Origin of the sequence: Streptomyces sp. BR123 (genome assembly GCF_013401435.1) — a bacterium.
GTDB lineage: Bacteria > Actinomycetota > Actinomycetes > Streptomycetales > Streptomycetaceae > Streptomyces.
This window is the reverse complement of record NZ_JACBGN010000048.1, coordinates 13363-36594: the sequence shown is the minus strand read 5'-3', so window position 1 is coordinate 36594 and position 23232 is coordinate 13363. Positions and strand designations below refer to the sequence as shown.

General features: G+C 73.6%; 19 protein-coding genes and 1 pseudogene. 6 read left to right on the top strand and 14 right to left on the bottom strand.

Annotated features, from left to right (window positions below; translation table 11 throughout):
* Positions 1-56: 56 nt before the first annotated feature.
* On the bottom strand, positions 57-1676 hold the full coding sequence (aceB, locus tag HYE82_RS10975) for a malate synthase A (protein ID WP_179173789.1): 1620 nt from the start codon (positions 1674-1676) through the stop codon (positions 57-59).
* Between the two features lie 274 nt (positions 1677-1950).
* The gene (locus HYE82_RS10970; RefSeq protein WP_309144270.1) at positions 1951-2532 is read right to left on the bottom strand and encodes a nucleotidyltransferase family protein; all 582 of its coding nucleotides are present in this window, start codon (positions 2530-2532) and stop codon (positions 1951-1953) included.
* A 389-nt stretch (positions 2533-2921) separates the two neighbouring features.
* Between HYE82_RS10970 and HYE82_RS10965 the strand changes: the two genes are divergently transcribed.
* Positions 2922-4409, top strand: coding sequence for a PLP-dependent aminotransferase family protein (locus tag HYE82_RS10965; protein WP_179173787.1), 1488 nt, complete (start codon positions 2922-2924; stop codon positions 4407-4409).
* A 17-nt stretch (positions 4410-4426) separates the two neighbouring features.
* Here HYE82_RS10965 and HYE82_RS10960 read toward each other — a convergent pair whose 3' ends face one another.
* The 7 genes from HYE82_RS10960 to HYE82_RS10930 form a co-directional block, all read right to left on the bottom strand.
* The gene (locus HYE82_RS10960; RefSeq protein ID WP_179173786.1) at positions 4427-5413 is read right to left on the bottom strand and encodes a hypothetical protein; all 987 of its coding nucleotides are present in this window, start codon (positions 5411-5413) and stop codon (positions 4427-4429) included.
* Positions 5413-6390, bottom strand: a complete 978-nt coding sequence (locus HYE82_RS10955; RefSeq protein WP_179173785.1) for a hypothetical protein — start codon at positions 6388-6390, stop codon at positions 5413-5415. The genes HYE82_RS10960 and HYE82_RS10955 overlap by 1 nt, the downstream gene beginning before the upstream one ends.
* Entirely contained in the window at positions 6380-7423 is a 1044-nt protein-coding gene (locus tag HYE82_RS10950) for an ABC transporter ATP-binding protein (RefSeq protein ID WP_179173784.1), read from the bottom strand. Before HYE82_RS10950 ends, HYE82_RS10955 begins: the two co-directional genes overlap by 11 nt.
* On the bottom strand, positions 7420-7959 hold the full coding sequence (locus HYE82_RS10945) for a septum formation family protein (RefSeq protein ID WP_179173783.1): 540 nt from the start codon (positions 7957-7959) through the stop codon (positions 7420-7422). The genes HYE82_RS10950 and HYE82_RS10945 overlap by 4 nt, the downstream gene beginning before the upstream one ends.
* Positions 7960-8052: 93 nt before the next feature.
* Positions 8053-8352 (bottom strand): hypothetical protein, encoded by a 300-nt coding sequence (locus HYE82_RS10940; protein WP_256987071.1) that lies wholly within the window; start codon positions 8350-8352, stop codon positions 8053-8055.
* A 388-nt stretch (positions 8353-8740) separates the two neighbouring features.
* Complete coding sequence (locus HYE82_RS10935) at positions 8741-9370, bottom strand: response regulator transcription factor (protein ID WP_179173782.1); 630 nt, start codon at positions 9368-9370, stop codon at positions 8741-8743.
* Positions 9370-10629: a sensor histidine kinase gene (locus tag HYE82_RS10930; RefSeq protein ID WP_179173781.1), complete on the bottom strand. Its 1260-nt coding sequence runs from the start codon at positions 10627-10629 to the stop codon at positions 9370-9372. The genes HYE82_RS10935 and HYE82_RS10930 overlap by 1 nt, the downstream gene beginning before the upstream one ends.
* Before the next feature lie 134 nt (positions 10630-10763).
* Here HYE82_RS10930 and HYE82_RS10925 point away from each other — a divergent pair, with 134 nt between their 5' ends.
* Positions 10764-11858, top strand: coding sequence for an ABC transporter permease (locus HYE82_RS10925; RefSeq protein ID WP_179173780.1), 1095 nt, complete (start codon positions 10764-10766; stop codon positions 11856-11858).
* Positions 11855-12517: pseudogene (locus HYE82_RS10920) on the top strand (ABC transporter ATP-binding protein); the annotation flags it as partial. The gene HYE82_RS10925 and the pseudogene HYE82_RS10920, both read left to right, overlap by 4 nt.
* Positions 12518-12615: 98 nt before the next feature.
* Here HYE82_RS10920 and HYE82_RS10915 read toward each other — a convergent pair.
* Together HYE82_RS10915 and HYE82_RS10910 are read right to left on the bottom strand one after the other, a co-directional pair.
* Complete coding sequence (locus tag HYE82_RS10915) at positions 12616-14133, bottom strand: hypothetical protein (RefSeq protein WP_256987070.1); 1518 nt, start codon at positions 14131-14133, stop codon at positions 12616-12618.
* A 322-nt stretch (positions 14134-14455) separates the two neighbouring features.
* Complete coding sequence (locus HYE82_RS10910) at positions 14456-15259, bottom strand: IclR family transcriptional regulator (protein WP_179173778.1); 804 nt, start codon at positions 15257-15259, stop codon at positions 14456-14458.
* Positions 15260-15603: 344 nt separating this feature from the next.
* Between HYE82_RS10910 and allB the strand changes: the two genes are divergently transcribed.
* Positions 15604-16944, top strand: coding sequence for an allantoinase AllB (allB, locus tag HYE82_RS10905; RefSeq protein ID WP_179173777.1), 1341 nt, complete (start codon positions 15604-15606; stop codon positions 16942-16944).
* 2 nt (positions 16945-16946) lie between these two features.
* The gene (alc, locus tag HYE82_RS10900) at positions 16947-18068 is read left to right on the top strand and encodes an allantoicase (RefSeq protein WP_179173776.1); all 1122 of its coding nucleotides are present in this window, start codon (positions 16947-16949) and stop codon (positions 18066-18068) included.
* A gap of 251 nt (positions 18069-18319) precedes the next feature.
* Here the strand turns inward: alc and HYE82_RS10895 are convergent, their stop codons facing one another.
* Positions 18320-19540: a helix-turn-helix domain-containing protein gene (locus HYE82_RS10895; RefSeq protein WP_179173775.1), complete on the bottom strand. Its 1221-nt coding sequence runs from the start codon at positions 19538-19540 to the stop codon at positions 18320-18322.
* Positions 19541-19696: 156 nt separating this feature from the next.
* Here HYE82_RS10895 and HYE82_RS10890 point away from each other — a divergent pair, with 156 nt between their 5' ends.
* Positions 19697-20029, top strand: coding sequence for a DUF6415 family natural product biosynthesis protein (locus tag HYE82_RS10890; protein WP_179173774.1), 333 nt, complete (start codon positions 19697-19699; stop codon positions 20027-20029).
* 690 nt (positions 20030-20719) lie between these two features.
* On the opposite strand, the gene HYE82_RS10885 is transcribed toward HYE82_RS10890, so the two are convergent.
* A complete protein-coding gene (locus tag HYE82_RS10885) occupies positions 20720-21451 on the bottom strand; it encodes an SDR family oxidoreductase (RefSeq protein ID WP_179173773.1) in 732 nt (243 codons plus the stop codon).
* 108 nt (positions 21452-21559) lie between these two features.
* Positions 21560-23227: a serine/threonine-protein kinase gene (locus tag HYE82_RS10880; protein WP_179173772.1), complete on the bottom strand. Its 1668-nt coding sequence runs from the start codon at positions 23225-23227 to the stop codon at positions 21560-21562.
* Between the last annotated feature and the right edge of the window lie 5 nt (positions 23228-23232).

Here is a 23232-nt window from a genome sequence, read left to right as displayed (position 1 = left end):
GTCGGGTCGGGGTCGGCGTCGGGGTTCGGCTGTTGTGCGATTCGGGTCGGGGGAGGTCAGCCGACCAGGCGTTCGTAGGCGGGCAGGGTGAGGAAGTCCGCGTAGTCGGCGTCCAGGGAGACCTGGAGGAAGAGGTCGTGGGCCTCCTGCCACTTGCCGGCTGCGAAGGCCTCGTCGCCGACCTCGGTCCGGATGGCGGCCAGTTCCTCGGCGGCGATCCGGCGGGTGAGTTCGGCGGTGGCGCGCTCGCCGTTCTCGAAGACGACCCCGGCGTTGATCCACTGCCAGACCTGCGAGCGGGAGATCTCGGCGGTGGCGGCGTCCTCCATGAGGCCGAAGATGCCGACCGCGCCGAGGCCGCGCAGCCAGGCCTCGATGTAGCGGATGCCGACCCGGACGGCGCCCAGCAGGCCCTCGTACGTGGGCCTGGCGTCCAGGGAGTCGATGGCGATGAGCTCGCCGGGGGCCACCGAGACGTCCTCGCGGAGGCGGTCCTTCTGGTTCGGCTTGTCGCCGAGGACGGCGTCGAAGGAGGCCATGGCGATCGGGACCAGGTCCGGGTGGGCGACCCAGGAGCCGTCGAAGCCGTCGCGCGCCTCGCGGTCCTTGTCGGCCTTGACCTTCTCGAACGCGATGCGGTTGGCCTCGGCGTCCTTGCGGGACGGGATGAAGGCCGCCATGCCGCCGATGGCGTGCGCACCGCGCTTGTGGCAGGTGCGGACGAGCAGTTCGGTGTACGCGCGCATGAACGGGGCGGTCATCGTGACCGCGTTGCGGTCCGGGAGGACGAACTTCTCGCCGCCGTCCCGGAAGTTCTTCACGATGGAGAACAGGTAGTCCCAGCGGCCCGCGTTGAGGCCGGCGGCGTGGTCGCGCAGTTCGTAGAGGATCTCCTCCATCTCGTACGCGGCCGTGATGGTCTCGATCAGGACCGTCGCGCGGACCGTCCCCTGCGGGATGCCGACGTGGTCCTGGGCGAAGACGAAGACGTCGTTCCACAGGCGCGCCTCCAGGTGGGACTCCGTCTTCGGCAGGTAGAAGTACGGGCCCTTGCCGAGGTCGATCAGGCGCTGCGCATTGTGGAAGAAGTACAGGCCGAAGTCCACCAGCGCGCCCGGCACCGGCCGGCCGTCGACCGTGATGTGGCGCTCCTCCAGGTGCCAGCCACGCGGCCGCATGACGACGGTGGCGAGCTCCGCGGCGGGCTTGAGAGCGTACGCCTTGCCCGTGCGCGGGTCGGTGAAGTCGATGCGGCGCTCGTAGGCGTCGATCAGGTTCAGCTGGCCGAGGACCACGTTCTCCCAGGTGGGGGCCGAGGCGTCCTCGAAGTCGGCGAGCCAGACCCTGGCGCCCGAGTTGAGGGCGTTGACGGTCATCTTGCGGTCGGTCGGACCGGTGATCTCCACACGGCGGTCGTTCAGGGCGGCCGGGGCCGGGGCGACCTGCCACTCGCCCTCGCGGACCTGTGCGGTGTCCGGGAGGAAGTCGAGCCGGGAGGTGCGGGCGATCTCGGCGCGGCGCTCGGCCCGGCGGGCCAGGAGCTCGTCGCGGCGGGGGGTGAACCGCCGGTGGAGCTCGGCCACGAAGGCGAGGGCCGCCTCGGTCAGGACCTCGTCCTGGCGGGGCAGGGACTCGGCGTTGACGAGGGCCGGTGATGACGGCGCTGGTGCGGACATGTCTGTCACTCCTTCGGCGGCGGTGCCTGGCGGCCGCGGGGGAATGCTCGCCGGGGACGGCACGCAGTGCCGTCGGGGGTGCAGAGTTCCGGGATACGGTCGCGGGCGCCGTCTGGGGTTCAGGGCGCTTCTGACCAGTGGATAGTAATTTCCTCATGGTGGAAGTTCAATGGTTTGTTGACGTCGAGATTCTCTGAGTCGACAGAGTCCCGGTGGCAGTGGCCCTCAGTGCCATACCGGTCACAGCCCGCCCGAGGCCTCCGCCTGCCCGGCCTCAGGCAAGTCGGGCCAGGTCGGGCGGGGTGTCGATGTCGTACGCCTCCGCGACGTCCCCGCACTCCACCAGCGTGAGCTCGTCCGCGTGCCGTGCCAGGTGCACCCGCGCGCCCCTGTCACCCGTCGCCGTGGCCGCGATGTCCGCCCACCGGTCCGCCCCGAAGAGCACCGGATGCCCGCGCTCCCCGCCGTACGCCGCCGCCGCCAGGCTCGCCGGGGACCGGTACGCCGCGAGGACCCGGGCCACGGCCGCCGGACCGATGCCCGGCTGGTCCACGAGCGAGACCAGGGCCGCGCTCGCCCCCGTACCGGCGAGCGAGGCAAGCCCGGCCCGCAGCGACGAGCCCATGCCCTCGTCCCAGTCCGGGTTGTCGACGACCGTGCAGCCGCTCAGGTCCGCCCGCTCGCGGACCTCGGCGGCGGAGGCGCCGAGCACCACGTGCAGCGGGCCGCAGCCCGCCTCGCGCAGCACCCGCACCGCGTGCTCGACGAGCGGGCGCCCGCGGTAGGGCAGCAGGGCCTTGGGGCGGCCGCCGAGGCGACGGCCGCCCCCGGCCGCCAGCAGCAGCCCGGCGATCACCGGGGCCGAGGGCTGCCGGGACGGGACGGGGCGGCCGGTGTGCCCGGGGACGCCGGGGAGGGGATCCGAGGGGGAGTCGGCTGGCATGGCAGCGATTCTCGCCCCTGCGCCGGGGCCGTGGTGTGCGGCGGCCGGGCGAGGGTGCGCCACAGGGTCCGCCGCAGCGAGGCGACCACGGTGCCCAGCCTCAGCGGTTCGCAGACGCGCTTCCCGACGGCGGCCGCCGACGCCCGCTCGTCCCGGTCCGTGAGGACGGCGGGCGGGGTGGTCTGCGAGGCGAGCGGGGTCCGGACAGCAGACATCGGGGATCTCCTTGCCGATCATGGGCCAATGCCGCGAGTCTGGACCCTGATTGGCCTGACAGGCAGAGCCAATCGGGGGAGGTTGGCGTGGCGAACGGGCGAGTGGTCCGGACGGCGGACATGACGGTCGGCAGCCGCGCCCTCGCGGCGCTGCTGCCCGCCGGGGTACGGGCCCGGCCCGGCTACCGGTCGCTCGCCGAAGCCGTACGCTCCCTGGTCCTCGACGGCCGCATCCCCCTGCACGTACGGCTGCCCGCCGAACGCGAGCTCGCCGACGCGCTCGGCGCCAGCCGGGCCACCGTCACCGCCGCCTACGACCTGCTGCGCGAGAGCGGCTACTGCCGCAGCCGGCGCGGCTCCGGCACCTGGACCGAACTGCCCGACGGCCACGGCCCGGTCGGCGCCCACCTGCTGGACGCGACCGCCGGCCGGCGCACCGGCCGGGACGGCGGCATCGACCTCGCCGTCGCGGCCATGGGAGCCCCCGAGGGAAGCCTCTCCGAGGCCCTCGCCCGGGCGGCGGTCCGCCTGCCCGCCCTCGCCCGCGAGCCCGGCTACCACCCCTTCGGGCTGCCGGAGCTGCGACGCGCCGTCGCCGACCGGTTCACGCGGCGCGGCCTGGCCACCCGCCCGGAACAGATACTCGTCACGGCCGGCGCCCAGCAGGCGTTCGTCCTCGTCGCGAGCCTGCTGTGCCGGGCCGGCGACCGCGTGGTGACGGAGAACCCGACCTACGCGAACGTCCTCGACGCCCTGCGGCACGCCCGCCTGCGCACCGTGCCCGTCGCCGTCTCCGACGCGGGCTGGGACATGGAGACCACCGAGTCCACGCTGCACCAGACCGCGCCGAGGCTGGCGTACGCGATCCCGGACTTCCACAACCCGACGGGCGCGCTGATGCCGCCCGAACAGCGGCTGCGGCTGCTGGCGGCGACCCGCCGGACCGGTACCTGGCTGGTGGTCGACGAGACCATCGCCGACATCGCGCTCGACGGGCCGGCCCCGCGGCCGCTGGCCTCGCTGGGGCCGCGGGGCGCGTCCGACCACGTCGTGACGATCGGCTCGCTCAGCAAGACGCACTGGGGCGGGCTGCGGGTGGGCTGGATCCGGGCCGCGGAGAAGCTGGTCACCGAGCTGGCCGCAGTGCGGGTGGCGGCCGACATGACCGGCTCGGTGCTCGACCAGCTGGTCGCGCTGACCCTGCTGGAGGGGGAGGAGCAGACCTTGCCGGCCCGCCTCGCGCAGCTGCGGGAGCGGCGCGGGGCCCTCGTACGGGCGCTGCGGCGGCACACCCCGCAGTGGTCCTGGCGGGTTCCGCCGGGCGGACTGTCGCTGTGGGTGGACCTCGGCGCGCCGGTGAGCTCGGCGCTGGCGGAGCGGGCCGCCGCCGGCGGGGTGCACATCGGGCGCGGGGCCCGCTTCGGAGTGGACCCGGGCACCTTCGAGCACCGGATCCGGATCCCGTACACGCTGCCCGCGGACCGCCTGGAGGAAGGGATGCGCCGCCTCGCCGAGGCCTTCCACGGCGGCGAGCCGCTCGCCCCATCGGTGGAACGCCCCCACTGGGTGGCATAGCGGGGGGCCGGAGGGGCTCAGCCGACGTCGGTGCGGGTGAACCGCCACAGGGCGGCCGCGGCGACGGGCAGCAGGTAGACCGCCAGGGCGGCGAAGCCATGGGTCGCGGTCGTGCCCTGGCGCATGGCGGCGCAGGCGATCTCGCCCACGCAGTCGGTCTTGTCGGTCAGCATCAGCAGCCGTTCGTTGAGGACGGCGAAGGCGATGCCCGAGAAGTGGGACTCCGTCAGCGAGGGAACGTAGTCCTGGACCAGGCGTTCGGCGACGACGAGATAGGCCAGGGCAATACCGATCGCCACCGTCAGGCTGCGGGTCAGCATGGCCAGGGCGTAGCCGAGCAGGGCCACCAGCCCGACGAAGAGCGCCCCTCTGAGCACGATGGCGGCCAGTACGGTCCAGAAGTGAGCGTCGGCGGCGGCGGTGGTGCCCCGGAAATGGGCCGTGACCAAGAGCAGTGGCACCAGGAACACCGCTGCCGCCAGGGCGGTCGTCGCCGCGACGGCGGCCACGAGGAGACCGCGGGTGGCGAACAGGCGGGCACGGCGCGGCTCGGCGGCGACGAGGTTGAGGATGACGCGGGAGGACCAGTCGGCGCCTCCGCTGAAGATTCCGAAGACGAGTCCGGCCACCGTGACACCGGACAGTACGGCGCGCAGGTCCACGAAGGTCGCCTTGGTCAGCTGGTAGCGCGGATCGTCGTAGAAGTACTGCGCCGACAACTGAGCCACGGAGCCCGGCCGCCGTGCCGCCTCCGCGGCGTACTGCCGGGACGCGGCCTCGGCCTCGCGCCACGCCGCGGCCGTGTCCGTGTGGTGGCCGAGATATGCGGCGGCCGCGTACACGAGGAGCAGCAGCGGCAGCGCGTACAGGGCCCAGCGGACCGGCCGGGGGCTCAGGATCCGGCGCAGTTCGGAGCGTACGAGGCGGCGGAGGGGAAGCGGCCTGCAGCGGTCCGCGGGAGGAGGGACCGCTGGTCCCGCCGGGCGTGCGACTGCTGTCGTCATCAGGTGATGTCCGTTCGGGTGAAGCGCCACAGGGCCACCAGCAGCACCGGTACGAGATAGATCAGTACGCCGACGAACCCGTCCGCGGCCGTGAGGTCGACGTGCACCGCCTCGCACCCCGGACCGGCGATGCAGTCGGACTCGGCCATGGGGATCACGGGTTTCTCGTTGAGCACGGCGAAGACCAGCCCGTTCATGTCGTACTCGGCACCGCGCGGCCCGCGGCCGCCGAAGACCTGGTCCGCACCGGCGAGGTAGAGGAACCCTACGGCGAGGGCGACGGACGCCTTGCGCGTCACCATGGCGAGGCTGTAGCCGAGCAGGCAGAGCAGTCCCACGAGGACCACGCCCCGCAGGTACTGGCTGATGAGGACCGCCCAGTAGCCGCCGTCGAGACCGGCCGTGCTGCCCCGGGTGTGCGCGGCGAGCAGGAGCAGGGGGACGAGCAGCAGTCCGGCGGCGGCGGTCGTGGCCATCGACAGGCCGGCGGCGAGCAGGGCCCGCGTGGCGAACAGTCTGAATCGGCGCGGCTCGACCGCCGCGAGGGTGAGCATGACCCGGGAGGACCAGTCGGATCCTCCGGCGACCATGCCGAAGACCACGGCCGCGGCGGCCAGGGCGGTGATGACGGTGCGCAGATCCCCGAAAGACAGCGTGTCCATGAGGTAGCGCGGGTCGTGGAAGTAGTTCCGCGCGCTGACGCCCTGCCCGATCGGGAGCCCGTAGGTCTTGGCGTCTGCGAGGAAGCGGGCGTACCGCTCGTCGGCCGTACGCCAGGCAGCGGCCGTATCGGGGTTGTGGAGCAGCAGTTTGGACAGCCCGAAGGCGGCGATCGCCAACGGCAGCCCGATCGCCGCGAAGCGCATGGCGCGCGGGGCCCACAGGCGCTGCAGCTCGGCCCGGACGAGGCGGCGCCAGGGCAGCGCGCCGCCGTCGGTGCGGTGCCGCGGCGCAGTGACGGCCCGGTCAGCTGCCATGGCGTAACTCCTGCTGCGCGGTGGCCGCGTCCGCCGCGTCCGCCGCGTCCGCCGCGCGGACGGCGGCGACGTAGACGTCCTCCAGGGACGCCGACTCGATCAGCAGCTCGCGGGGGTAGACGGCCCGGTCGGTGAGCAGCCTGAGCACTTCGGAGCCGTCGGCGGTGTCCGGGCCGTCCGGGTCTTCCGAGCGCTTCGGGTCGGATACGGGTGACGCCACCTGCAGCTCGGGTCCGGTGGGTCCGGTCGCGGGGACGGCCGTGTACCCGTGGCCGGCCAGCACGGACTGGGCGGTCACCGCGTCGTGGACGCGCACCACCAGGCGCGAAGTGCCCTGGCTGAGGAGTTCGGGGACGCTCGCGTCGCAGATCACCCGGCCGTTGCGGACGATCGTCACCCAGTCGCTGACGAGTTCCACTTCGGCGAGGATGTGCGAGGAGACGACGACGGTCATGCCGCGCTCGTCCCGCAGCTGCTTCAGCAGTTCCCGCATGTGGCGGACGGCTTCCGGGTCCAGGCCGTTCATCGGCTCGTCCAGTACCAGCAGGTCGGGCCGGGAGAGCAGCGCGGCGGCGACCCCGAGGCGCTGCTTCATGCCGAGCGAGTAGCCGGAGTACGAGCGCTTGGCGGCCCCGTCCAGGCCGACCAGGCTCAGGACGTCGGCGACCTCGCTCCGGTCCGCGCCGTGCAGTTCGCCGAGGAGCCGCAGGTTGTGCTCCCCCGTGAGCGAGCCCGTGAAGGCAGGGCCCTCGATGAGGGCTCCCATCCGGCGCGCGACGAAACGCTGGCCGGCCGGAAGCCCGTGGCCGAACGCGGTGATCGTGCCCCGGTCGGGGCGGACCAGTCCCAGGAGCGCCTTGAGCGCTGTGGTCTTGCCGGATCCGTTCGGGCCGAGCAGCCCGACGACGGCTCCCCGCGGGATGGACATGGAGAAACCGTCGAGAGCGACCTGTCGCCGCCCGCGCGCGGTCCGGAACGACTTGTGCACCTGGTCGAAGCGGACCAGGATCTCCGGCGCACCGCCCGTGGTCATCCCTGACCGCCTGCCTGGGCGAACGTGCCGGACCTGGGAACGGCGTAGCCGATCGCGCACTGTCCGAGGCGGTTGCCCGCGTCCCAGGACTTCTGGTTCATCGGGGCCAGGTACACGCTGATGAGCTCGCCCCGCCGAGAGCCGATCATCGGAGCGAGTGTCGGCTCGCACGCGGTGCGCATCAGGTCCATCACCCCCCGGTCACCGGGGAACGCGGCGGACGCCTCGGCCGACAGGGTCACTTGGGAGACGACCTCCAGGAAGTGGGGCGTTGTGCAGTCGACGACCCCGATGGACTGGTCGGCCTGCACGTCGTCCCGGTGGTTGGAACACATGCCGGTCTTGAGGTCCTTGAAAGCCACCGGCGTGCCCTGGGGCAGGTCCTTGAAGGGATCGGCCCCGGCCGGGGGCCCTGACGGGCGCCCGGCGTCCGAAGCCGCCGACCCGTTCGGTTTGTCGTCCACGGTGGCGCATCCGGTCAGCGTCAGCAGACCGAGGGCCGCCGTCACCAGCACGGGATTTGAGGCACGACGCATATTTGCTCGCCTTCGGTTGTGCGGGAACCCGTCACCCCCTGCGCAGGTAATTTGCTTCTGCGCAGGGGGTGACGAGTTAGTCAACAGTCAGGATCAGCACTTGCGGGTACCGTAGTACGTGTCCGCCGTGTCGCCATCATCCCCGCCGTTGTTGTCGGCGTACCAGTCGACCAGGCCGTTGGCGTAGGCGCCGACGTAGTGGTTACCGGTGCGGTGGCCGTGGCCGGAGGCCCAACTACCAGGCTCGGCGCCCGGGTTGCCGTTGATGTAAACCGAGCCCCAGTCGCACCGGGTGTCGGCCTGAGCCGACGTGGCACCCCCGCCGACAACCGCCAGGCTGCTCAGTACCGCAGCCGCCGCACCCATGGCACCGATGCGTCGCATGTTCTTCATGGCCCCGCCCCTCATCGATTCGTGTTGCGTTGGTGATTTGCTTGATCAGCCTGCTTCGCCGCCTCCGTCAAGGTCAACAAGGTTTAAAGGCGTGACGTGAAATCACCGTTCAGCGGCTCGCGGAGCAGACAGTTCCACGCTTGCTCCGCGTCACTACCCCGCACATATCCAGAGGGAAAATGCATGCGGGGGCGCCGCTGCAGCTACGCGGTGTGAACAGAGTGATAAGCGAGAATAAACATTCCGCTCAGGGTGGTCCGCAGGTTTGACGGGAACCCACCAACAGGCACGAAACGATGCGGCGACCGGATCCGGTCGTGGTGGCGCGTCGACGCGCCCCGACCGGCTGGTGGCCGGAGCGGTCCGCCCCGGCTGGCGGCCCGGCGGCCTACGGGGTGCGGATGAGGCGGCGGGTGGTGGCCGCGGCCACCGCCGCGGTACGGGAGTCCACGCCGAGCTTGGCGTAGACGTGCACCAAGTGGGATTTGACCGTGGCCTGGCTGAGGAAGAGCCGCTTGGAGATCTGCTGGTTCGACAGGCCGTCGGCCACCAGCTGGAGCACCTCGAGCTCCCGCTTCGTCAGCGCCTCCGCGGGCATCCGCATCCGATCCATCAGGCGCAGCGCCACCGCCGGGGCCAGCGCCGACTGGCCCGCCGCGGCGGTGCGCACGGCCGCGGCCAGCTCCTCCGGCGGGGCGTCCTTGAGGAGGTAGCCCGAGGCGCCGGCCTCGACCGCAGCCAGGATGTCCGCGTCCGTGTCGTACGTGGTCAGCACCAGCACCCGGGGCGCCCCGGTCCGGGCGGTGATCTCCTCCGTCGCCGCCGAGCCGTGCATGCCCGCGCCGAACTGGAGGTCCATCAGGACGACGTCCACCTCCCCGCCGGCGGCCAGCTCCACCGCCCGCTCGGCGGTCGCCGCCTCCGCGACCACCGTGAAGTCCGGTTCGGTGTCCAGCACCGCGCGCAGCCCGGCCCGGACCACCGGGTGGTCGTCGGCCAGCAGCAGTCGGATCGTCATCAGGAGGCCTCCAGGTGTTCCGCGGCACCGGGGGTGTCCGCAGCGGCCGCGGGGGTGGCAGGGGTTGCGGCATCCGCGGTGTTCGCGGGCAGTGGCAGGGTGACGGCCACGGCGGTGCCCTGGCCCGGCGCGGACTCCACGGTGAACAGCCCGCCCAGCGTCTCGGCCCGCGCCCGCATCGCCGGCAGCCCGAAGCCGCCTTCGCCGGAGGGGGCGCTGGCCGGGTCGAAGCCGGCCCCGTCGTCCACGACGTCCAGCGTCACCGAGGCGTCCATGAAGGTCAGGGTGATCTCGGCGCGCCCGGCCGCCGCGTGCCGCACCACATTGGCCAGCGCCGACTGCGCGATCCGCAGCAGGGCGACCTCGTACGGGGTGGGCAGCTCCCGCGGGGTGCCGCTGACCGAGAAGCGGGCCTGCGGCGTCGACGCGCACAGCCGCTCCAGCGCGCCGGCGAGTGAGCCGTGTTCCAGGTCCGGAGGGGTCAGCGCCCGGACGAACCGGCGCGCTTCGGCGAGGTTGTCCTGGGCGGCCTCCCGGGCCCGGCCGATGTGCTCCAGGGCCGGGGCCAGCCGCGGGTCCCGCTCGGGCAGGGCCCGCTCGGCGGCCCGCAGCAGCAGCTGGATGGAGGACAGCCCCTGGGCCAGGGTGTCGTGGATCTCCCGGGCCAGCCGCTCCCGCTCCGCCAGGGTCCCGGCGTCGCGCTCGGCGGCGGCCAGCTCGGCCCGGGTGGCGATGAGCTCCTCGATCAGCTCCCGGCGGCGTTCGCTCTCCCGGTACAAGGCCTGGTAGCCGAGGACGGTCGCGACGGCCACGGCGGCGCCGAGCAGCGGCCCGAGGAAGGCGCCCGGGGTCACGGTGCCGCTGTGGCCGAGGAACGAGGCGATGGCCGCGCAGGCGGTGACGGCGACGGCAGTGATGCCCCAGCGCAGCCGCAGCAGGTGCAGCTCCAGGAAGTACAGCGGGAACGCGAGCCACAGCCCGTCGGGGGAGAGCACCAGCAGCCCCGCCCACACCGCGCCGAGCGCCGCGAGCCACAGCCCGGCGGCCGCGGTCGATCCGCGGACGGCGGGGGAGCGGGCGCCGGCCCCGTACACCGCGGCCAGCACGGCGCAGACGGCGACCACCGCGCCCGCGGCGGGAACGGAGTGGGCGACGGCCCGCCCGGCGGCGAGTACGAGCAGGGCGGCCAGCAGGGCGTGCAGGCACAGCCGCAGGACGCGGGAGACGGGCGTGAGGGGGCGGGGAGGCGACGCAGTCATGGCCCGACCAGCGTAAGCGGGTCCCGGGCGGCCCCGGTCAATCGAAAGTTTGATGTCCGGATGCGTCCTTCGATACGAGGATCGCTCCCGTGGCGCGATGCCCGGGGGGCGGGCGGCAGACCAGGGTGGGGGACATGTTCGTTGCTTGGAGAGATCTGCGGTTCGCGAAGGGCCGCTTCGCCCTGATGGGCTCGGTGGTCCTGCTGATCACCCTGTTGGTCGGCCTGTTGTCCGGGCTCACCGCCGGACTGGCCCGGGAGAACATCTCGGCCGTCACCGGCCTGCCCGCCACCCACCTGGCCTTCGCCGAGCCACCCGGGGACCAGAAGGTGTCCTTCACCAACTCCCAGGTGCCCGAGAAGGCCTGGCAGGCCTGGCGGGACCGGCCCGGCGTGAAGTCGGCGCAGCCGCTCGGCATCCGCACCACCAACGCCGCCGCGGGGGAGCGCACCGCCGCCGTCTCCGTCTTCGGCGTGGACCCCGCCGGCCCGCTCGCGCCGCCCACCGCCGGCCTGGGCCGGGGCCGGGTGGTCCTCGCGGAGAAGGCCGCGCAGGAGCTCGGGGGCCTCACCGCCGGATCCCGGCTGAAGATCGGCCCGCTCGAACTGGCCGTGGCCGCCGTCTCCGGGACCGCCGCCTACAGCCATACCCCGGTCGTCTGGATGGACCTGAACGACTGGCAGCGCATCGGCAACCCCGGCACAGTCCCCGACACCGCCGCGACCGTCGTCGCCCTGGACGCGCCCGATGCCTCCGGCGCCGCCCTCGCCGCCGGCGACACGGCCGCCGGGACGCGGGCGCAGACCATCGACGAGGCCCTCGGCGCCATAGGGTCGTACCAGGCCGAGAACGGATCGCTGCAGCTGATGCGCGGCTTCCTCTTCGCGATCTCCGCGCTCGTCATAGGGGCCTTCTTCACCGTCTGGACCATCCAGCGGGCCGGTGACATCGCCGTGCTGAAGGCGCTCGGCGCCTCCACCCCGTACCTGCTGAGGGACGCCCTCGGCCAGGCCGTGGTCATGCTCGCCATCGGCACCGGGCTCGGCACCGCTCTCGCGGCCGGCACCGGCGCGCTGATCAGCGGCGGCGACGTGCCCTTCGTCCTCGACGCCGCGACCGTCCTGGCACCCGCCACGATCATGATCGTGCTCGGAGCACTGGGCGCCGCCCTGTCCATCCGGCGGATCACCGCCGTCGACCCCCTGACCGCGCTCGGGAGCGCCCGATGACCCTCTTCGTCCACGACGTCACGCTCACCTACCCGGACGGCGAGAGCCGGCTGACCGCCCTCGACAAGGTCTGCCTGGAGGTGGCCGCCGGCACCGTGACGGCCGTGGTCGGGCCCTCCGGCTCCGGCAAGTCCAGCCTGCTCGCGGTCGCCGCCACCCTGGTCACCCCCGACTCGGGCCGGGTGGAGGTGGCCGGGCAGGACACCACGGTCCTGTCTCCGGCGGAGAAGGCCGCCCTGCGCCGCGAGAAGATCGGCATCGTCTTCCAGCAGTCCAACCTGCTGGCCTCGCTGACCGCGGCCGAGCAGCTCCAGGTCATGGCCCACCTGTCCGGCCGTCCCTCGAAGGCCCTGCGCCGCCGGGCGCTGGAGCTGCTGGACGCGGTCGGCATGGCCGACAAGGCGGACAAGCGCCCGCACCAGCTCTCCGGCGGCCAGCGCCAGCGGGTGAACATCGCCCGCGCGCTGATGAACGAGCCGGCGGTGCTGCTGGTCGACGAGCCCACCAGCGCCCTGGACCACGAGCGTGGCGCGTCCGTCCTCGACCTGCTGGTCACCCTCACCCGGGAGCGCGCGACGGCGACGGTGCTGGTCACCCACGACCGGACCCACCTGGAGCGGATGGACCGGACGGCGACGATGACCGACGGCCGCCTCACCGAGACCGCCGCGGTCACGGACACGGCGGTCGGTCCTGCGGCCGCGGCCGGTTTCGCGGCCGGTTTCGTGGCCGGCTCCGCGGCCCCTTCCGCGGCTCCTCAGCCGGCGGGACGTGCCGACGGCGCGAGGTAGGCGCGCCACGGGCGCCCGTCGGGGAGGGCGGGCAGCGGGTGCGGCCGCCAGCCGCCGGCCCACCGCGGCGGGGCGGCGCCGTCCTTCACCAGCACCACCGTGGGCATGCGGGCCGCGAGGGCGGTGATGCCCGCGGAGCTGATGCTGCCGTCGTGGCCGCCGTACACCTGGCGCGAGGCGCAACCCGCGCGGAACGCGACCCGGACCGCCTCCTCGCCGCTGACGACGCACGGCGGCCGTACGCCCCTGCGGTGCAACTCGGCCGCCACGGCGGTGAGGGCCGCCCGCATGTCCCGGCTGCGGGCCGCCACCGTGGCCGCGAGCAGCAGCTGGAGCGTGAGGTGCGCGGCCAGCGCCAGACAGAGGGCGGTTCGGACGAAAGGGTGTCTGCGGGACGCGCCCGGCAGCCGGGCCAGGCAGAGCGCGGCGGGCAGCACGAGCAGGGCGTACGCGGGCAGCAGGAAGCGCGGGGCGGCGTACCCGACCATCAGCAGGTAGGGCGCGGCCAGGGACAGCCCTGCCACGGTGGCGACCAGGACCGGCCGCAGCAGCTCCGTGCCTCGGTACGCGGCGACCAGCCCGCCCGCGACCAGCAGGGGCAGGGCGAGCCACCACAGCCCGGTGAGCGGCTGGCTCCACGGCCCGTCGCAGGGGCGGCACAGGGTCCGGCCGCCGAGGGCGCGCAGGTGGTCCCAGAAAGCGGGGTGCCAGCCGATCCCGCCCTGGATCTCGCCCGCCCGGTGCAGCCGGGCGAGGACGCCTCCGTAGTTCAGGTGTGCCTCGACCAGCCACGGGGCCCAGCCGGTCAGGGCGCCGGCCGCGAGCACCGCGGGCAGGGCGGGACGCCGGAGGGCCGGGACGACCGCCGCCGCGCAGGCCAGGGGCAGGACCAGCCAGAAGGCGTCGGCGGGACGCATCAGCGCGGCGAACGCCACGGCGACGCCCGTCCCGGCGAGGGCCGGGCGGTCCGAGCGGTCGGCGGCGGCGCGCAGGAAGCAGCCGGTGGCGGTCAGCGCCGCGAAGGCCACCCAGAGGTTGGGCATGGCCTGCGGCCCGTACGTGAGGGTGGGCCACAGCCCGGTGAACAGCAGGCCGGCGAGGGCGAGCACGGGGACGGGCAGCAGCCGGCGCCACACCCACAGCGCGAGCAGCAGGGCGGCCGCGGCCAGCAGCGCCAGGTACACCCGCAGGGCGAGGACGGAGGGCGTGACGGCGGCGACCGGGGCGACGAGCCAGCTGATGCCGCGGGCGCGCGGGGCGCTGAAGAAGGCGGCGGGGGCGTCCCGGGCGACCTGGCTGACGTACACGGTCTCGTCCCAGCCGAGGCCGGTGCCGGGCACGGCCAGGACGAGCTGGGCGAGGCCGTAGACGGCGGCGACGGGCGCCAGCCGGGCCAGGTCGCGGCGGCGTGCCGCCCGGTCCTGCGCGGACGGCGGGCGCAGGGCGCGCCCCGCCGGGGGCGCGGTGAGGGAGTCGCGGGCCATGGGCGGACCTCGGGGACCTCGGGGGAGACACGGGCAGGTGCGCACCACGCTGCCCCGCGCGGTCCTGCCCCGCCACGCGAACACCGGCACCCGGCCCAATGCTTCCGGGCCCGCGCCGGTGACCTTCGCCCGCGCCGGTGACCCGGGCCCGCGCCGGTGATCCTCGCCCGCGCCGGTGACCGGGCCCGCGCCGACGCCTCGGTTCAGCAGGGTGCCGGGCCTTGCCCGGACCCGCGCCTCGAACGCCGGCGAGGCCGGATTCCGCCGCTCCCGGAGGCGAACGGCTGCGAACGGCCCCGGGCCCCGGCCGGGGCCCGTGAGGTCAGGCGGGGTTCTGGCTCTGCAGGGCCACGGACAGCTCGGCCGCCACGTCCTGCAGGATCGGCACGATCGACGTGGTCAGGTCCTCGGTGACGCGCCCGGCCGGGCCCGAGATGGAGATCGCGGCGGCGGTCGGCGAGTTCGGCACCGACACGGCCAGGCAGCGGACTCCTATCTCCTGCTCGTTGTCGTCGACCGCGTAGCCCAGCTTGCGGACCTGCTCCAGCGCCTCGAGGAAGCCCTCGGGGGTGGTGATGGTCTTCTCGGTCGCGGCCGGCATGCCGGTGCGCGCGAGCAGGGCCCGTACCTCGTCGGCCGGGGTGTGGGCGAGCAGGGCCTTGCCGACGCCGGTGGAGTGCGGCAGCACCCGGCGGCCCACCTCCGTGAACATGCGCATGGAGTGCTTGGAGGGCACCTGGGCGACGTAGACGATCTCGTCCCCGTCGAGCAGGGCCATGTTGGCCGTCTCGCCGGTCTCCTCGACCAACCGGGCGAGGTAGGGCCGCGCCCAGGTGCCCAGCAGGCGGGACGCGGACTCGCCGAGGCGGATCAGTCGGGGGCCGAGGGCGTACCGCCGGTTGGGCTGCTGCCGGACGTAGCCGCACGCGACGAGCGTCCGCATGAGACGGTGGATCGTCGGGAGCGGCAGGCCGCTGGCGGTGGACAGCTCGCTGAGGCCGACCTCGCCACCCGCGTCGGCCATGCGTTCGAGCAGATCGAAGGCGCGCTCCAGGGACTGGACGCCACCGCCGCCGGTGGTGGGCTTGGCGGAAGCGTCGGTGGTGCTGGCGCTGGACGTCGGCACGGCGCGGTCCTTTCGGTGCAGGCGGGCAAGGATGCAGCCTACCGGTCGGACGGCATCGGCCCCAGGGTCGGGGCGGTGCCGTCCCCGCCGGTCAGGGCGGGTCCGTCCGGGTGGCGGAGGTGTCCGGGAAGTTACCGGGCCGGCCTGCCCCGGCGATAGTTGCATTCTGTATGGCGAAATCTTAATTCCATTCTGTGGAAACATCCAACTGCGGCCGCGACGCGTCGGTGCACCGTCCGGACCCTGGTGACGCTCTTGACTGGCCCCCGGATCGGCATGAAGACTCCGTCAAGTCAACAGAACGTTGAATTTCGCTCTGTGGAAGTAGATGGGGAGGTTCCGGCGTGTCCGACGACGTGGAACTGGTACTGCGCTCGACTCGCGTCATCACCCCCGGGGGGACGCGCGCCGCCACGGTCGCCGTCGCCGCCGGGAAGATCCTCGCCGTCCTGCCGTACGAGGCCGACGCCCCGGCCGGCGCCCGCGTCGAGGACTTCGGTGACGACGTCCTGCTTCCCGGCCTGGTCGACACCCACGTCCACGTGAACGACCCGGGCCGCACCGAGTGGGAGGGCTTCTGGACGGCCACCCGCGCCGCCGCGGCCGGCGGCATCACCACGATCCTCGACATGCCGCTGAACTCGCTGCCGCCGACCACCACGGTCGACCACCTGCGCGTCAAGCAGGACGCGGCCCGCGAGAAGGCCCACGTGGACGTCGGCTTCTGGGGCGGCGCCCTGCCCGACAACGTCAAGGACCTGCACCCGCTGCACGACGCCGGCGTCTTCGGCTTCAAGTGCTTCCTCTCCCCGTCCGGCGTCGACGAGTTCCCGCTGCTCGACCAGGACCGGCTGGCCGCCTCCCTCGCCGAGATCAGCGGCTTCGGCGGGCTGATGATCGTCCACGCCGAGGACCCCCACCACCTCGACTCCGCGCCGGTCGTACCCGGCCCGAAGTACGCCGACTTCCTCGCCTCCCGCCCCCGCGACGCCGAGAACACCGCGATCGGCAACCTGATCGCCCAGGCCCGGCGGCTGAACGCCCGCGTCCACGTCCTGCACCTGTCCTCCGCGGACGCACTCCCGCTGATCGCCGCCGCCAAGGCCGAGGGCGTGGCGGTCACCGTCGAGTCCTGCCCGCACTACCTGACCCTGACGGCCGAGGAAGTGCCCGACGGCGCCAGCGAGTTCAAGTGCTGCCCGCCCATCCGCGAGGCCGCCAACCAGGACCGGCTGTGGGAGGCCCTCGCCGACGGCACCATCGACTGCATCGTCTCCGACCACTCGCCCTCCACCGCGGACCTCAAGACCGCCGACTTCTCCACCGCCTGGGGCGGCATCTCCTCCCTCCAGCTGGGCCTGCCGGCCGTCTGGACCGAGGCCCGAAGGCGCGGCCGCACCCTCGAAGACGTCGTCCGCTGGATGTCCGCCGCCCCCGCCCGCCTGGCGGGCCTGGACCGCAAGGGCGCCATCGAGGCCGGGCGCGACGCCGACTTCGCGGTCCTGGCCCCCGAAGAAACGTTCACCGTGGACCCGGCCGAGCTCCACCACCGCAACCAGGTCACGGCGTACGCGGGCAGGACCCTCTGCGGCGTCGTGAAGTCCACCTGGCTGCGCGGGCGGCAGATCGCCGACCACGGCACCCCGTCCGAGCCCACCGGCCTCCTCCTCGAAAGGCAGAACTGACCGTGGCAGCGATCCCTTCCTTCACCGGCAACGCGAACCCGTACGGAGGCGGCGACCCGTACGCCGACTACCGCACGGCAGAGTTCCCGTTCACGCAGTACGCGAACCTCGCCGCCCGTGAGCTGGGCGCCGGTGTCATCGCCGCCAACGACGAGTTCTTCGCCCAGCGGGAGAACCTGCTGGTCTCCGAGGCCGCGCACTTCGACCCCGAGGACTTCGGGCACAAGGGCAAGGTCATGGACGGCTGGGAGACCCGCCGCCGCCGCGGCGTCTCCGCCGAGCAGCCCTGGCCCACCGCCGAGGACCACGACTGGGCCCTCGTACGCCTCGGCGCGCCCGGCGTGATCCGCGGCATCGTCGTCGACACCGCCCACTTCCGCGGCAACATGCCGCAGGCCGTCTCCGTCGAGGGCGCCAACTGGGAGGGCGCGCTCGCCCCCACCCCCGAGGAACTCCTCGGCGACGACGTCAAGTGGACCACCCTCGTCCCGCGCACCCCGGTCGGAGGCCACGCCGCCAACGGCTTCGAGGTGAACGTCGAACACCGCTTCACTCACCTGCGCGTCAACCAGCACCCGGACGGAGGCATCGCCCGCCTCCGCGTCCACGGCGAGGTCCTCCCGGACCCGAAGTGGCTCCGGGCCCTCGGCTCCTTCGACGTCGTGGCCCTGGAGAACGGCGGCGCCGTCGAGGACGCGTCCAACCGCTTCTACTCCCCGCCCGCCAACACCATCAACCCGGGCCGCTCCCGCAAGATGGACGACGGCTGGGAGACCGCCCGCCGCCGCGACGACGGCAACGACTGGATCCGCTACCGGCTGGTCGCCGAGTCGGAGATCCGCGCCGTCGAGATCGACACCGCCTACCTCAAGGGCAACTCGGCCGGCTGGGCCTCCCTGTCGGTCAGGACGGGCGAGGAGGGCGAGTGGCAGGAGTTCCTCCCCCGCACCCGCCTGCAGCCCGACACCAACCACCGCTTCGTGCTGGACACCCCGGCGGTCGGCACCCACGTCCGCATCGACATCTACCCGGACGGCGGCTTCTCCCGGCTGCGCCTGTACGGCTCCCTGACGCAGACCGGCACGGCCGCCCTCGCCACCCGCCACCAGGAACTCGGCGGCTGACCCGGAGCCGGGGCGGCCGCCGCCGCCCCGCCCGCCGGAAAGCCCCCGCGGAGCCGACGTCCCCGGGGAGCACCGGGGTCCCCGACCGGCCCCGGACGGGCCCGTGGGGCGCACCGAGCATCCCGCCCCGGTGCGCCCCGTCGGCGTTCCCGGGCCGCAAGGCCGGCTCCTGGCTCCGACCGGCCTGCATCGCCTGAGCAGGCACTGCCCCTTCTCGCCTTCGGGCGGGAGAGGGTGCTTTCGCGCGTTCTTCAGTCGAGTTCCGCAAGCATGTCCACCAGCGCTCGGCCTTCCGGGGCTCCCCGCCGGAGCAGCAGGCCGCCCACCTTGTGCAGCTCGCCCCACGCGTGGGGCCGACCGACCTCGGAGGCATCGCCGAGGATGCCGGCCGCAGTCGTCAGGGCTGCTTCTGCTTCCCCGGCGCCCGCGTATGCGTGAGCGAGGCACGCTCCGTACCAGGCGCGGTCACGGCGGAACCCGACCGCGAACCCGGCCAGGCCGTCCGTCAGATTCCTGATCGCGTTCGGCCAGTCCCTCAGGTGCAGGTCGGCCATGCCGCGCTGAGCCGCGAACCAGGGCTCATCGTAGAAGTACAGCCAGGGCGGGACGTCGACGGCGTTTGCGATGATCAGCTGCGCCTCGTCGAGGCGGCGGTACGCCGAGTCTCCGTCTCCGTCCAGCGCATGGCCTCGGCCGGCCATCTGTACGGCCATGGCTCGGGTTCCGTCGCTCGCCCCCTCCGTCGAGGCCGCTGCCTCCCCGAGGCGGATGGTGCGCCGGGCGTGGCCCTGGGACCAGGCGAGGTGGGCTTTCATGCTCATGGTGGTGGCGGCCATATCGCCGTACCCGGATTCGAGGGCCCAGTCGTAGGAGCGGTCGAACCATGCGAGCGCCAACGCCGCGTTGTCCTGGTCCTGCGCCATCCACGCGAGGAACTGCGCGTACTCGGCCATCACCTTCACGAGCCTGTCGGCGAGCGGGCCGCGTGCCTGCTCGTAGAGTCCGGCCACAGCTTCGAACTGCTTGGTCACCACCGCGTTCATGACCCGCGAGCCGAGGGTGTCCTCAGCCCGGCGGTGCTCCGCCAGCAGGCGTTCCATCGCGGCGAGCGAGGATGCATCCAGCCGCATCCCGGACGCGGTGACCTGCTGCAGTCGCTCGGTCTCCGGATCGGCCACCACGCCCGGCAGGGCCAGCGAGGGCAACGGCATCTCGGCGCCCGCTCCGCCGAGGAGTTCGGCCGGGATCCCGAGGCCGTCGACGATGCGCTGCCGGACTTCGACGGAGGTCACCGCGCGCCGCCTGTTCTCGATCGCGGAGATGTCCGGCTGTGCCAGGCCGACGAGGGCTCCGAGCTTGCTCTGGCTACTGCGGGTGGCCTTCCGCCACCTCTTCAGCAGCGTCGGCCAGTCCTCCGCTGCTGCGGCTGCGCGTAGGTCGGGATGCACCCATACGTCCAACTCCGGCTCCATCCTCGGAATATAGGACGGCCCTATAGGACCCGGTAGTGGATTGGGCCGGAAGCCAGCCGACATGGTGGTTCCACAGCAGGGGGTCGCACTGCGCTGCCAAGGGCGCACTCGCCACTCCTGCTCCATCACCCGCTGACGACGGTAGGGAGCCCCGGCATGGGTATGCCGCAGGACCAGACAGACGCGATCGCCCTGGTCGCCCGGGCGCTCGCCCCGTACGGGGAACGCCCCGGTCCGGAGGGCGTCGCGGCGCTCACCGACGGCCTGATCACCTGCGGGCAGAAGCTCCACGACGCCCTCTCCGGGACGCCTTCGCAGCAGCGCCCCATCGGGGCCTTCGAGGCCCTCGCCGAATGGGAGTACTTCGCGGCGGTCGGCCCGCTGGGGTCCGGCCCCCACGCGAACTGGAACCACGCCCGGGGCTTGGCCAGGATCATCCGGCAGCTGATGCGCGCGCTGGAGCACGCGGCCGGGGCGAGCGCGTCGTGACCCGGCGCGTCCTCCAAGGCCTGTACGACGTCGCACGCGCCTGAGGCTCCCGCCCGGCAGCGCATCCGCCAGGACCACGGCCGGGACGGGCTTCGCCGTCCCCACCGCGACTCCTCGGACGGGACCGTGGACAGGGGCCGGCACGCGCTGATCCTCCCCACGCCGATGTACCGGTCCCTCTGCCGTCGCTCGGCCGCTTCGTGGACCACCGGCGCGGTGCGAGGGGCCGGGGACGCTTCGCCGCGAAGCCGACACGGCTCGACCGCACCACGGACGCCATCCGCGAGGCCGACTACGAGCCGGACACGTGCCTGTGGGGTCGGCCGGCCGGCACGGAGATCCATGCCGGGGACTGCATGCACTCCGAGTGCACCGAGGGCGGTTCGACGTGCGCGGCACCGCCGGTGGCCTGACACACGGGCTGGGGTGACCGTCACGGTGGACGCCGACAGCCGCGAACCCTGAATGTGCAGGGCGGGGCGTGCACCCGGCTTGACGGAGGGAGACGGCCCCGGCCGGCCCCTTCCGCCGGCCGGGGCCACTCGCGCACCAGGTGCGACATCGGGACGCCGATCGCGTCGGCGACGGGATCAGGGAGGCGAGGAGCGCCTCGTTCGCCGTCCGAACAGCGGTGATCATGTCCTGGGAGCGTCGGTGTTTCCCGACCCGGCATGCCCGCTTCCGGGCTGACTACGCCGCGTGGCCGCCGTCCACGGAGAACTCGGCGCCGGTCACGTACGCGGCCTGCTCGCCCGCCAGGAACGCGACCATCGCCGCGACCTCCTCGGGTCGGCCGAACCGCCCCAGCGCCGTCATGTCGGACTGCGCCTTCGCGAACGGGCCGTCGGCCGGGTTCATGTCGGTGTCCACCGGCCCGGGCTCCACGAGGTTCGCCGTGATGCCGCGCCCGCCGAGCTCGCGGGCCAGCGCCCGGTTCAGGCCGGACAGCGCCGCCTTGCTCATCGTGTACAGGGTGCCGCCCGGACCCGGGACCCGCCGGGCCATGCAACTGCCGATGGTGACGATCCGGCCGCCCTCGCCCATCCGGTCGGCCGCGGCCTGCGCCGCCAGGAAGACGCCGCGCACGTTGACCGCGAGCACCCGGTCCACATCGGCCAACGTCAGTGCATCCAGCGGGCCGAGGACCCCGATGCCCGCGTTGTTGACCAGGACGTCGAGCCGGCCGAGGGTGTCGGCGGCCCACTCGACGGCGCCCGCCGCCTCGCCCGCGTCCCCGGCATCGGCGCGTACGGCGTACCCCCGGCGCCCCAGCGCCTCGATCCGCTGCACCACCTCGGCCGCCCCCTGCTCGTTCCCGGCGTAGGTGATCGCGACGTCCGCGCCCTCCTCGGCCAGCCGCAGCGCGATCGCCGCGCCGATTCCCCGGCTGCCGCCCGTGACCACAGCGGTCCTGCCGTTCATGACCCCTCCTCGTTGTTGGTTGTCCGTTCAACGAGTCCTATGGAACCGGGGCGGCGAGGCCGGCGCTGGCGGGAATCCGACCTCGCGTTCCGTGCGGCCGAGGCACCCTCAGGAGGCGCGCCAGACCGTCATGTCCGCGGTGAGGAAGCCGGGCACCCGTGGCACCGCCGCCGTCGACTTCACCTGCACCACGAGCAACGCGATGTCACCCGAGGGGTGCTTCACACAGATTTCGCTGCCGGCCGCCACCGCGGTCAGCGACAGCGTGCGGGATCTCGCGGTGGTGAGGACGAGTCGGCACTTCTCCAGGTCCGCTCCCGGCCCCAGGACGTACGGGGCCAGGACGCTCGTCTCACTCTCCAACTGGCAGTCGGCGGGCCTCCCGTTGCACGTGAAGCGGATGTCGCCCGTGGCGTCCTCGCGCTGCGTCGGCTCCTTGAGGGACACCGACTTCTTGTCGTCCAGCAACTGGAACGTGTACGCAGTCGGCTTCACGGGACCCGGCGCGCTCGCCCGGGGCTGCGACGGCCCCGACGCCCCGCCACCCGTGGTGGCGCCGCCGCTGCCCTTGGCCGTGCCCGCCGTCGTCCCGGGCGCGCCGGAGGCCGGGCCGCTCGATGCCGAGGCGCGCGGCTTCGCACCGTCCGATGCCGCCCCGGCCGAGGACCGGCCGCGGGACGAGTCCAAGGCGTTCGAGACCGTCCAGGCCCCCGCGCCCAGCGCCACCGCGCCGACCACGGCGACGGCCGCGATCAGCGCCCTGCGCCGGCGGCGGGCCTTCTCCTCCTCCGGCCCGGCCGGCGGCGCCGTCACCTGCGGCGGCGCCCAGGGCGAGGACGGGGCCGACAGCGTACGGACCGGAGTGGGGTCCGCCACCGGAGCCGGGACCTCGACCTCCGGGCCCGTGACCTCCTGCCACACGGCCGGGCCGGCGCCGTCGTCGGCGTCCGCGCCCAGCCGCTTCCGGCACCACTCCACGATCTCCGCGGGGGTGGCCCGGTCCGCGGGATCTGCGGCCAGGCACAGGCCGATCAGCGGACGCAGCGCCTCCGGCAGCTCCTCCAGGTCGGGCGCCTCGTTCACGATCCGGTACAGCACGCTCAGCGAGGGACCGTCCCCGTACAGCGGCCGCCCCAGGGCCGCGAAGGCCGCCGTCTGCCCCAGCGCGAACACGTCGGTGGCCGCCGTGACCTCGTCCCCGGACGCCTGCTCGGGGGCCATGTAGGTCGGCGTGCCGATGGCCGCGCCCGTGGTCGTGTGCCGGGTGACGCCCGAGGCCAGCGAGATGCCGAAGTCGATCACGCGCGGTCCGTCGGCCGCCAGCAGTACGTTCGACGGCTTCATGTCGCGGTGCACGATCCCCGCGTCGTGGATGACCTGCAGAGCCTCCGCCACGCCCGCCACCAGCCAGAGCACGGCCGGCACCGGCAGGGGTCCGCGCCGGGCGACGGCCTCGGCGAGCGACGGCCCGGGCACGTACAGCGTGGCCAGCCAGGGCGGCGTGCCCTCGGCATCGGCGTCGATCAGCTCGGCGGTGTACGCGCCCCGCACCCGGCGCGCCGCCTCCACCTCCCGGTGGAAACGCCGGCGGAAGGAAGCGTCCCCGGCCAGCTCCGGCCGCACCACCTTGATCGCCACCGGGCGGCCGCCCTGGGTGTGCGACAGGTAGACCTGCCCCATGCCGCCCGCCCCCAGCCGGGCCGCGAGCCGGTAGCCGGCCACCACCTGCGGATCGTCCGCCCCGAGCGGCTGGAACACCTCGGCCGCGCTCTTCATGGGTC

Excerpts from the sequence above, each read along its gene's own strand:
- HYE82_RS10955 (WP_179173785.1), bottom strand. The coding sequence starts at position 6,390 with ATGGCAGCTGACCGGGCCGTCACTGCGCCGCGGCACCGCACCGACGGC.
- aceB (WP_179173789.1), bottom strand. The coding sequence starts at position 1,676 with ATGTCCGCACCAGCGCCGTCATCACCGGCCCTCGTCAACGCCGAGTCC.
- HYE82_RS10885 (WP_179173773.1), bottom strand. The coding sequence starts at position 21,451 with ATGAACGGCAGGACCGCTGTGGTCACGGGCGGCAGCCGGGGAATCGGC.
- HYE82_RS10880 (WP_179173772.1), bottom strand. The coding sequence starts at position 23,227 with ATGAAGAGCGCGGCCGAGGTGTTCCAGCCGCTCGGGGCGGACGATCCG.
- HYE82_RS10935 (WP_179173782.1), bottom strand. The coding sequence starts at position 9,370 with ATGACGATCCGACTGCTGCTGGCCGACGACCACCCGGTGGTCCGGGCC.
- HYE82_RS10930 (WP_179173781.1), bottom strand. The coding sequence starts at position 10,629 with ATGACTGCGTCGCCTCCCCGCCCCCTCACGCCCGTCTCCCGCGTCCTG.
- HYE82_RS10940 (WP_256987071.1), bottom strand. The coding sequence starts at position 8,352 with ATGAAGAACATGCGACGCATCGGTGCCATGGGTGCGGCGGCTGCGGTA.
- HYE82_RS10895 (WP_179173775.1), bottom strand. The coding sequence starts at position 19,540 with ATGGAGCCGGAGTTGGACGTATGGGTGCATCCCGACCTACGCGCAGCC.
- HYE82_RS10890 (WP_179173774.1), top strand. The coding sequence starts at position 19,697 with ATGGGTATGCCGCAGGACCAGACAGACGCGATCGCCCTGGTCGCCCGG.
- HYE82_RS10915 (WP_256987070.1), bottom strand. The coding sequence starts at position 14,133 with ATGGCCCGCGACTCCCTCACCGCGCCCCCGGCGGGGCGCGCCCTGCGC.
- HYE82_RS10950 (WP_179173784.1), bottom strand. The coding sequence starts at position 7,423 with ATGACCACGGGCGGTGCGCCGGAGATCCTGGTCCGCTTCGACCAGGTG.
- HYE82_RS10925 (WP_179173780.1), top strand. The coding sequence starts at position 10,764 with ATGTTCGTTGCTTGGAGAGATCTGCGGTTCGCGAAGGGCCGCTTCGCC.
- HYE82_RS10960 (WP_179173786.1), bottom strand. The coding sequence starts at position 5,413 with ATGACGACAGCAGTCGCACGCCCGGCGGGACCAGCGGTCCCTCCTCCC.
- HYE82_RS10945 (WP_179173783.1), bottom strand. The coding sequence starts at position 7,959 with ATGCGTCGTGCCTCAAATCCCGTGCTGGTGACGGCGGCCCTCGGTCTG.